Raw genomic sequence first — 6,726 nt, forward strand, 5'->3', positions numbered from 1 at the left:
GAAGCCGGTCTCTCCTGTCGGGCACATCCCCTGCATCGTCACCACGCGCACGGCGCCGCGGGCCGGCGCCTCGGGCGCGGCATCGCCGGTGCTGACGGGCACGCTGCCTGCGGCCCGCACCAGCCGCATGCGCTCCGCCTCGGGCAACCGGCCCCAGGCGGCGCGGCGGGCCCGGGCGATCGAGCCCATCTCGTCCACCAGCGCCTGCTGCTCCGCCTTCGGCAGCGCCTCGAGTGCCGCGCGACCGTCGCCGATGATCTCTGCCAGCCTGTCCTTCATCGGGCCATCTCCTCTGCCGTCCGTGTCGGTCGTGTCGTGTCTTGCGCGGGATCGGTCTGCCCCGCCTGCCCCTGCTTCTCGCGCTGCACGCGGTCGACCAGCGCCTCGACGCGGGCGAGCGTGCTGCGGTACCAGCGCTCCCACTCGAGATCCTGCGCGTCGTTGCGCACCTCCCGCGCCCGGCGGTCCGAGATCACCTCGAGCCGGCGGCGGTTCTGCTGGGCCCGCTGCGCCACCATGGCCCGGGCCTGCGGCGTCAGCGGCGGCGCCTTCTTCTTCTCGAACCAGAGGAAGGTCTCGACCAGCGTGCCGGCCTCCACCGCCCGCGGCCCCTCGACCGAGCGGAACCAGCGCACCAGCGCCGGCACCTCCTCGAGCGGGCGCGGCTGGACGATCTCCGCGAAGCCGCGGAAGGTCGCGGGGTCCGGCCAGAAGCAGCGGGCCGATCCCTCGCCCTTCGAGGCGAGCATGCCGCGCAGGGCCGAGAGGCTGGCGTCGCTCATGTAGCCGAGCTCGTCCGCCAGAGCGTCGAGGCTGCGCCGCGCCTCCCCCGCATCGGTCCCCCGCCGGAAGCGGAAGCCGAGCGGCACCAGCAGCAGGCGCCGGACCCGGTCGCGGTTGCTCTCCTCAGGCTGCTGCGCGCCCTGCTCTGCGCTTCTCTCTACGCCCTGCCCCGGCCCTTCGGCCTGCTGCCGGGCCCCTGGCCTCTCTGCGCCCTTCCCCTGGTCCCTGTACTGCTGCCGGGTCTCTGGTGCTGCCATCATGGCCGTCACCTCCTTCTCTGCGCCCTGCCCGAGTTATCCACAGGTGCGACCGTCGTTCTGTCGCGCGGGCCGTAATGTTCTTTTCTCTTCTGTTCTCTTCTTCTCTACGCAGGACTGTCTTTTTCCGTCCGTGATCTGTCGCGGGACTGTCTCGTTCTGTCTCAAGACTGTCCCGTTCTGTCTTGCGACAGATATCGGTATTCTAAATCAGTGCTTTAGCCATCCGTGGCGCTCGGCATGCGTCAGCGCCCGCTTCAGCGAGGTCTCGAAGCGCGGCATCCGCCGCTGCCCCGGGTGATGCTCCAGGAGCCAGCCGTCGAGCCGCTCCAGCAACATCCGGTCCTTGGCCATGGGTGGCGTGCAGCCGATCGCGAGCATCGCCTCCCCGAGGCGCTGCAGCCGCTTGGCCACTGCCCGCTCCTCCTTCGAGCGGGTCGCGTCCTCGCGCCGCTCCAGCATGTCGAGCGCAACCTCCGTCACGACCGGGTGCATCAGGCGGATCTCATGCGCGCCGTCGTCCGGCGCCGCCACGCAGCGGCGCCAGTGGTTCAGCGGCCCGGGCGTCCGCGCCCGCAGTTCCATCCACTGCGCAAGGTCGAGGTGGAGCAGGCGCGCCAGGATGCGGTCGTCGTCCGGCAGCGTGCCGATCGGCGTCTGGTTCTGCGCCAGGAAGAACAGATCGAGAGCGCAGGCGCGGACGTCGAGCGAGGCCGTGAGCCGCAGCGTCGAGCCGAGCCAGCGGTTGTGCCAGAACTTGAGGAAGTGGTGGCGCGCCACGCTGTCCTCGCCCCGGATCGGGTAGGCCTCGAGCGCGCTGACATCGACAGGGCGCAGCTGCGCGTTCACAGCTCCGCTCCCTGCGCCTGCACCCGGCAGTGCGCCAGGGCGACGGTCTCACCCGCATCGGCAGCGGCCAGCTGGCGCAGAATGCCGCGGCGCAGGATCTCCGGCGCCTCGAAGCCGGCGAGCGCGCAGACGTCCTCGAAGCCCTCTGTCTCGAACCAGACCCGCGCGCGGCGGCGCTCGACCTCATCCGACTTGAAGGGCGAGAGCGCGGTCCGGTAGTGCTGCTCGATCACCGCGACCCAGAGGTTGCGCATTGCCTGCACCTCCTGCGGCTCGCTGCGCGAGCCGGCGACGACCGGCACGGCCTCCGCCTCGCTCTGGTCGATGGCAAAGGCCATGCTCATGGCGTAACTCCTCGCTGATGATACTCGGGGACAGGCTGCCGGCGCGGGACCCGCCGGACAGCCGAAGGTGCAAAGGCCACAGGAGCGGGGCTCTGCGGCCCTTCCGGCTCTGCAGCGATGAGGATCACGCGCGTCTGCCGGGTCACGGCGGCGCGGGCCGCGGTCCAGACGCCGAGGCTCTGCTCCCAGCCCGGCAGCGGCGGGATCACCACCGCGTCGCAGCGCGAGAGCAGAGGCCGGCACCAGACCGACCAGAAGGTCTCGTCCAGCGGATCGAGGGCGTCGCTCCAAGGATCGCGCTGCAGCATCGCGTCCGCCTGCACCACTGGCGAGACGGCCGTGACGCCCGTTTGAGCGAAGCGGCTGCACCAGGCGGCGGCGGCATCTGCTGCCAAGCTCGACGAGCTCGGGCACCAGCGGCCGCCGTCGTCGAGGCTCAGCTGCGTGTAGGGCGTGGCCAGATAGGCGAGGCCGCTGCGCAGAACTTGCGCCGCGTCGATCAGCGCCACGTCCCGCTGCAGCAGCCCGCTGCCGGCGTAGCGCGCGCAGAGCTGCGGCCAGTCGGGATCCATCGGCAGGCGGTGGTGCATGCTCATGACAGCGCCTCCCGCAGATCGGCGGCAGCGCCCTGATGCGCGCAGCGCGTCAGCGGCAGCACGCGCAGGCAGTCGCTACGCTCCCGCAGGTGCGTGCCTGCACGCGGCGCGCTGTTCGCTTTCGAGCGGTAGCAGACGAAAAAAAAGGGACGCGGGCGGCGGGTCGCCTGCACCGCGTCGAGGTCGCGCCGGCGGCGGGACCCGCCGGGACGCAGAGCAAGGGGAAGCGGGCGCCGCATCACCGGGCGCCCGCCTGAAGGTGAGCGGCCAAGCTGGCGACGGCGCCGCCATGGGTCTCGCGCAGCTTGACCAGCAGCGCGCGCTGGTCCGCGATGGCCGCGCCCGCCTCGTCGTGCTCGACGATCGCGCGGTTGATGGCCTGCGGATCGCCACTCTGGATCGCCGACATGCCCGCGCTGATCGCCTCGCCGAACTCCTTGGAGCTGACACCGATCTGCGCCAGCAGGTTATCGGCACCGGCAGCGCCTGCCCCGCTGGGATGGAACACCCCGCCGGCATGCGCGGCGAAATGCTCTGCCAGCACCCGCGCCGCCTCGGGCGACATGCGCGCAAGGCGGTCAAGGTGATTAACGCCCAGCCCGTGCGGTCGCTTGGCGCTCTTGGCGGTCGCCTCGGACAGCGTCGAGGCGGTGAGCCCGAGCATGTCCGAGGCGGCTTCGAGCCCGCCAGCGGCGGTGTAGGCGCGAGAGACGGCATCCTGAACGGAGCCGGCAGGGTGGTTGCGGCTCATTGCGAAACCCTCCGCGTTGCTTTCGCTTTTCGGGAAGACGCGCCCCGTGCATCTCTGGAGCATGAGAGCACGGCGGCGGGATATGTGGGGTGGAGAGGCATCAGGCGGCCTCCCCGCTGGCGTCAGCAGCGGGCGCCACGTCCCCCTGCTGCACAGGCGGCGGGTTATCCCGCATGTAGGCTCGCACTCGATCAGCGGTGCGCATGGTGCAGGAGCCACCCGCTCTCCACTTCGCCCAGGCGGCGCCGCTTACGCCAGCAGCGCGTTGCACGATGGTGGATGGCTCCACCCTGAAGGCGGCAGCATAGGCTTCGACGTCTGTGAGAAACTCGTCCATGGCTCACACGAGTAGGCATATTTACCTACTTCGTCAACGGTAAGCTTTCCCATGGAATGTTTGCCTACCTGTCAGCAGATTCCAGGCATGGTGCAAAGTAGTTTCGTTGAGAAATTGAGGCGCGTGATCGATAGCGATCCCAACCTCACAGCGGCAGGCCTGGCAGTACGGGCTGGGCTGGACAACTCCGCGATAAGGTCACTGCTGACTGGCCGAGCGAAGAACCCGCGCTGGGATACGATCGAGAAGATATGCGCCGCCCTCGGCACTTCCGTCGAAGAGTTCATGGGCTCTCCGCAAACCCCAGAAGAGCGAGATATCCTGCGCCTAGTATCTCAGCTACCCGTTGACCTCCGCCGCCAGCTTCTAGGGTACGGACAAGGGCTGCTTGCCTCTCAGGATCAATCGCCTCCGCCGCCTGCTGAAGACGCTGAATAATTTCTGCGTCCCCCACCGGTCGCTCCCAAGTTCATGATATGTTCACGCTATCCTACAGAGGCAAAGGTGGTCAACCTGCGCGCTAGAGGTTACCCGGCGACCTGTTCAGCATCAGAAACTACGGGACCCGAGAAGGCCGCTGTACCGCTGCGAGCAGCCTAACGGCATTCGAGCGACACGATTCGGCAGCCTCCTGGGGACGAGCATAGCAGTTGCGGATAGGCATTATTACCTATTTAGTATTGACATAGGCATATTTACCTACCAAACCTCTCTCCATCTACCCACCCGATGGAGCGTCCGATGCACCACCCCACCCCGGCCCCGCGCGTCCTAACCGACGCCCCCGCCATTGCGGCCGATCCCGGCAGCTACGCCGACCGGCCCCTGCTCGCGCAGCTGGCGCGCCTGGCCCTGATGACTGCCCGCGGCACCCCGCTGCGCCAGACCGGCGCCGGCGCCGGACGTATCGCACTGCGGGTCATCGAGGGGGGCCTGCGGTGACGGACGCGGCAGCCCCCTCGCCGGCCGAACTCGCCGCTCTTTGCGATGCGCTCGACGCCCTTGAGCCGCAGGCTCTTGTCGAGCGGCTGCAGGCCGAGGTGCTGCGCAGCGGCGGCAGCTGGAAGACCGACGCCAGCGGCCTGCCCGCGCTGCGCATCATCGCGCTGCGCGGCATCACCATTTCGGACATGAGCTACGTTGCCGCTGCCCTGCGCTGGCGCTTCGCCGCCCGAGCCGTGGCCGGTGGCTATGCCGCGCCCGCGGACGAGCCGGAGCGCCGCGCCCTGCAGCGGGCCTGGGCGCTGTCGGTGCTGCATCACCTCACCCCCGTGACGAAAGCAGTGCGGGCTTCGGCCCAGGCGCTTCTGGACCGGATGATCCACCCCGGCCTGCAGACGATTGCGCCGCCCGCCGCGGTGCCTGGCCAAACTCTCGCGCAAGCAGCCGCGGCGTTCAGTGCCGCCGCTGCAGAGGTGGAGGGGGCAGCATGATCCACGCCACCGATTTTCAGACGGACACCGCTGCTGCTGCCGAAGCACAGACGGCCGGCCCCTTCCGAGCAAGAGACAGCCGCGGCGCCGCGCCAGCCGCCCAGCCTTCGGAGACAGCTGCGCCCCAGGGCGAGGAGGTGACCGTGCGCTGGTTCGACCGCGGCAAGGGCTACGGCTTCGTCGGCTTCGACCTCGGCGCAGAGGCCCTGCTGCATGCCAGCACCCTCGACTGGACCGGCCGCTCCGGCATCGCTCCCGGCACCCGCCTCACCGTCCTGCTCGCCGAAACGCCCAAAGGCACCAAGGTCAGCGAGATCCTGCATGTCGGGCCGGCACCGGCCCCCGCGCCCGTCCCGCCCGCGCTCATCGAGGAGATCGGGCAGGAGGTCGATCTTGCCGCCCTGCCCGTCGAGGCAGCGCGGGTGACCTGGTACGACGCCCGGCGCGGCATCGGCTTCGCCCGCGCCTTCGGCGCCCCGGACCGTGACATCTTCCTGCACGCCTGCGTCCTGCGCCTCGTCGGGCTGAACCCGCCCGCCAAGGGCGAGGCGCTGGCGCTGCATGTCATCGAGGGTCCCCGTGGCCGCATCGCCGTCGCCGCACAGGACTGGGCGCAGGTCGACCTGCGGGCGCAGGACGCGCCGGCGCCCTGCGCCCAGCCGGGAGAGGTCTCGTGAGCCGCGCCGCCGCCCAGCATCACGACGTCGAGGACCGCAACCCGCGTTTCGCGGAGGGGCGCTGGCTCGGCGTCGTGCTGATCCTCGCCATCCTCGAACTCCTCATCGGAGCCGCCATCCTCATCTCTGCCCGCGTCTGCTGGAGCTGCCTGTGACCCTTTCGCCCGATCATCCCGAGCGCGGGGCCGCGCCAGCCGCCGCTGACGCCCAGCTTTGCGCCTCTGGCAACGGATCGAATGACACCACGAGCCAAGCCGCTGGCGCCCAGCCGTCAGGCCGCACCCCGATGAAGCAGACCGCCGAAGACGAGGCCGTCACGGGCAAGCTGCTGGCCGCAGCCGCCCAGGAGCTGCGGCAGTTCGTCGAGCGCTACGAGCGCCTCGCGGCCGAAAAGCAGGACATCGCGGACCAGATGAAGGAGGTCATGGCCGAGGCCAAGGGCCGCGGCTACGACACCAAGGCCCTGCGCAGGCTCATCGCGCTGCGCAAGCGCGACCCAGACGACGTCGCCGAGGAAGAGGCCATCCTCGACATGTACAAAGCCGCGCTGGGGATGTGAGCGATGCTGGACACCTCTCAAACCTTTTCGGCTGACGGCCCGCTCCGCATCCTCGTCGGCTGCGAGACCAGCGGCGTGATGCGCCGGTCCATGGCCGCGCGCGGGCACGACGTCTGGTCCTGCGACCTGCTGCCGGCCGA

The 6,726-nt window shown here is 69.8% G+C and carries 12 protein-coding genes and 1 pseudogene; 6 read left to right on the forward strand and 7 right to left on the reverse strand.

The window, feature by feature from the left end; all coding sequences use genetic code 11:
- The 7 genes and pseudogenes from DFP88_RS16510 to DFP88_RS16540 form a co-directional block, all read right to left on the reverse strand.
- A pseudogene (locus DFP88_RS16510) lies at positions 1-279 on the reverse strand (hypothetical protein); the annotation flags it as partial.
- Positions 276-1,043 carry a hypothetical protein gene (locus DFP88_RS16515; RefSeq protein ID WP_110815797.1) on the reverse strand — a complete coding sequence of 256 codons (768 nt, stop codon included), beginning with the start codon at positions 1,041-1,043 and terminating at the stop codon, positions 276-278. The gene DFP88_RS16515 and the pseudogene DFP88_RS16510, both read right to left, overlap by 4 nt.
- Before the next feature lie 207 nt (positions 1,044-1,250).
- Positions 1,251-1,889 carry a hypothetical protein gene (locus DFP88_RS16520; RefSeq protein WP_110815798.1) on the reverse strand — a complete coding sequence of 213 codons (639 nt, stop codon included), beginning with the start codon at positions 1,887-1,889 and terminating at the stop codon, positions 1,251-1,253.
- Positions 1,886-2,233 (reverse strand): hypothetical protein, encoded by a 348-nt coding sequence (locus DFP88_RS16525; RefSeq protein ID WP_110815799.1) that lies wholly within the window; start codon positions 2,231-2,233, stop codon positions 1,886-1,888. Before DFP88_RS16525 ends, DFP88_RS16520 begins: the two co-directional genes overlap by 4 nt.
- The gene (locus DFP88_RS16530) at positions 2,230-2,829 is read right to left on the reverse strand and encodes a DUF1937 family protein (RefSeq protein ID WP_110815800.1); all 600 of its coding nucleotides are present in this window, start codon (positions 2,827-2,829) and stop codon (positions 2,230-2,232) included. Before DFP88_RS16530 ends, DFP88_RS16525 begins: the two co-directional genes overlap by 4 nt.
- Entirely contained in the window at positions 2,826-3,068 is a 243-nt protein-coding gene (locus tag DFP88_RS16535; RefSeq protein WP_110815801.1) for a hypothetical protein, read from the reverse strand. The genes DFP88_RS16530 and DFP88_RS16535 overlap by 4 nt, the downstream gene beginning before the upstream one ends.
- Positions 3,068-3,580 carry a hypothetical protein gene (locus tag DFP88_RS16540; protein ID WP_110815802.1) on the reverse strand — a complete coding sequence of 171 codons (513 nt, stop codon included), beginning with the start codon at positions 3,578-3,580 and terminating at the stop codon, positions 3,068-3,070. The genes DFP88_RS16535 and DFP88_RS16540 overlap by 1 nt, the downstream gene beginning before the upstream one ends.
- A gap of 424 nt (positions 3,581-4,004) precedes the next feature.
- On the opposite strand from DFP88_RS16540, the gene DFP88_RS16550 reads away from it, so the two are divergent.
- The 6 genes from DFP88_RS16550 to DFP88_RS16570 all read left to right on the forward strand — a co-directional run bounded on the left by DFP88_RS16550 (position 4,005) and on the right by DFP88_RS16570 (position 6,586).
- Complete coding sequence (locus DFP88_RS16550) at positions 4,005-4,355, forward strand: helix-turn-helix domain-containing protein (protein ID WP_110815804.1); 351 nt, start codon at positions 4,005-4,007, stop codon at positions 4,353-4,355.
- A 303-nt stretch (positions 4,356-4,658) separates the two neighbouring features.
- Positions 4,659-4,859: a hypothetical protein gene (locus tag DFP88_RS16555; protein ID WP_110815805.1), complete on the forward strand. Its 201-nt coding sequence runs from the start codon at positions 4,659-4,661 to the stop codon at positions 4,857-4,859.
- Positions 4,856-5,350 carry a hypothetical protein gene (locus tag DFP88_RS16560; RefSeq protein ID WP_110815806.1) on the forward strand — a complete coding sequence of 165 codons (495 nt, stop codon included), beginning with the start codon at positions 4,856-4,858 and terminating at the stop codon, positions 5,348-5,350. Before DFP88_RS16555 ends, DFP88_RS16560 begins: the two co-directional genes overlap by 4 nt.
- Positions 5,347-6,027 (forward strand): cold-shock protein, encoded by a 681-nt coding sequence (locus DFP88_RS16565; protein WP_146227563.1) that lies wholly within the window; start codon positions 5,347-5,349, stop codon positions 6,025-6,027. The genes DFP88_RS16560 and DFP88_RS16565 overlap by 4 nt, the downstream gene beginning before the upstream one ends.
- Entirely contained in the window at positions 6,024-6,182 is a 159-nt protein-coding gene (locus tag DFP88_RS17155) for a hypothetical protein (protein WP_181418696.1), read from the forward strand. The genes DFP88_RS16565 and DFP88_RS17155 overlap by 4 nt, the downstream gene beginning before the upstream one ends.
- 131 nt (positions 6,183-6,313) lie before the next feature.
- Positions 6,314-6,586 (forward strand): DUF2312 domain-containing protein, encoded by a 273-nt coding sequence (locus tag DFP88_RS16570; protein WP_110815808.1) that lies wholly within the window; start codon positions 6,314-6,316, stop codon positions 6,584-6,586.
- Positions 6,587-6,726 lie beyond the last annotated feature (140 nt).

It is taken from the genome of Pseudoroseicyclus aestuarii (genome assembly GCF_003217255.1).
Taxonomy (GTDB): Bacteria; Pseudomonadota; Alphaproteobacteria; order Rhodobacterales; family Rhodobacteraceae; genus Pseudoroseicyclus; species Pseudoroseicyclus aestuarii.

Coding starts and splice junctions, on each gene's coding strand:
- DFP88_RS16565 (WP_146227563.1), top strand. CDS start 5,347: ATGATCCACGCCACCGATTTTCAGACGGACACCGCTGCTGCTGCCGAA.
- DFP88_RS16530 (WP_110815800.1), bottom strand. CDS start 2,829: ATGAGCATGCACCACCGCCTGCCGATGGATCCCGACTGGCCGCAGCTC.
- DFP88_RS16570 (WP_110815808.1), top strand. CDS start 6,314: ATGAAGCAGACCGCCGAAGACGAGGCCGTCACGGGCAAGCTGCTGGCC.
- DFP88_RS16535 (WP_110815801.1), bottom strand. CDS start 3,068: ATGCGGCGCCCGCTTCCCCTTGCTCTGCGTCCCGGCGGGTCCCGCCGC.
- DFP88_RS16525 (WP_110815799.1), bottom strand. CDS start 2,233: ATGAGCATGGCCTTTGCCATCGACCAGAGCGAGGCGGAGGCCGTGCCG.
- DFP88_RS16515 (WP_110815797.1), bottom strand. CDS start 1,043: ATGATGGCAGCACCAGAGACCCGGCAGCAGTACAGGGACCAGGGGAAG.
- DFP88_RS16550 (WP_110815804.1), top strand. CDS start 4,005: ATGGTGCAAAGTAGTTTCGTTGAGAAATTGAGGCGCGTGATCGATAGC.
- DFP88_RS16555 (WP_110815805.1), top strand. CDS start 4,659: ATGCACCACCCCACCCCGGCCCCGCGCGTCCTAACCGACGCCCCCGCC.
- DFP88_RS16540 (WP_110815802.1), bottom strand. CDS start 3,580: ATGAGCCGCAACCACCCTGCCGGCTCCGTTCAGGATGCCGTCTCTCGC.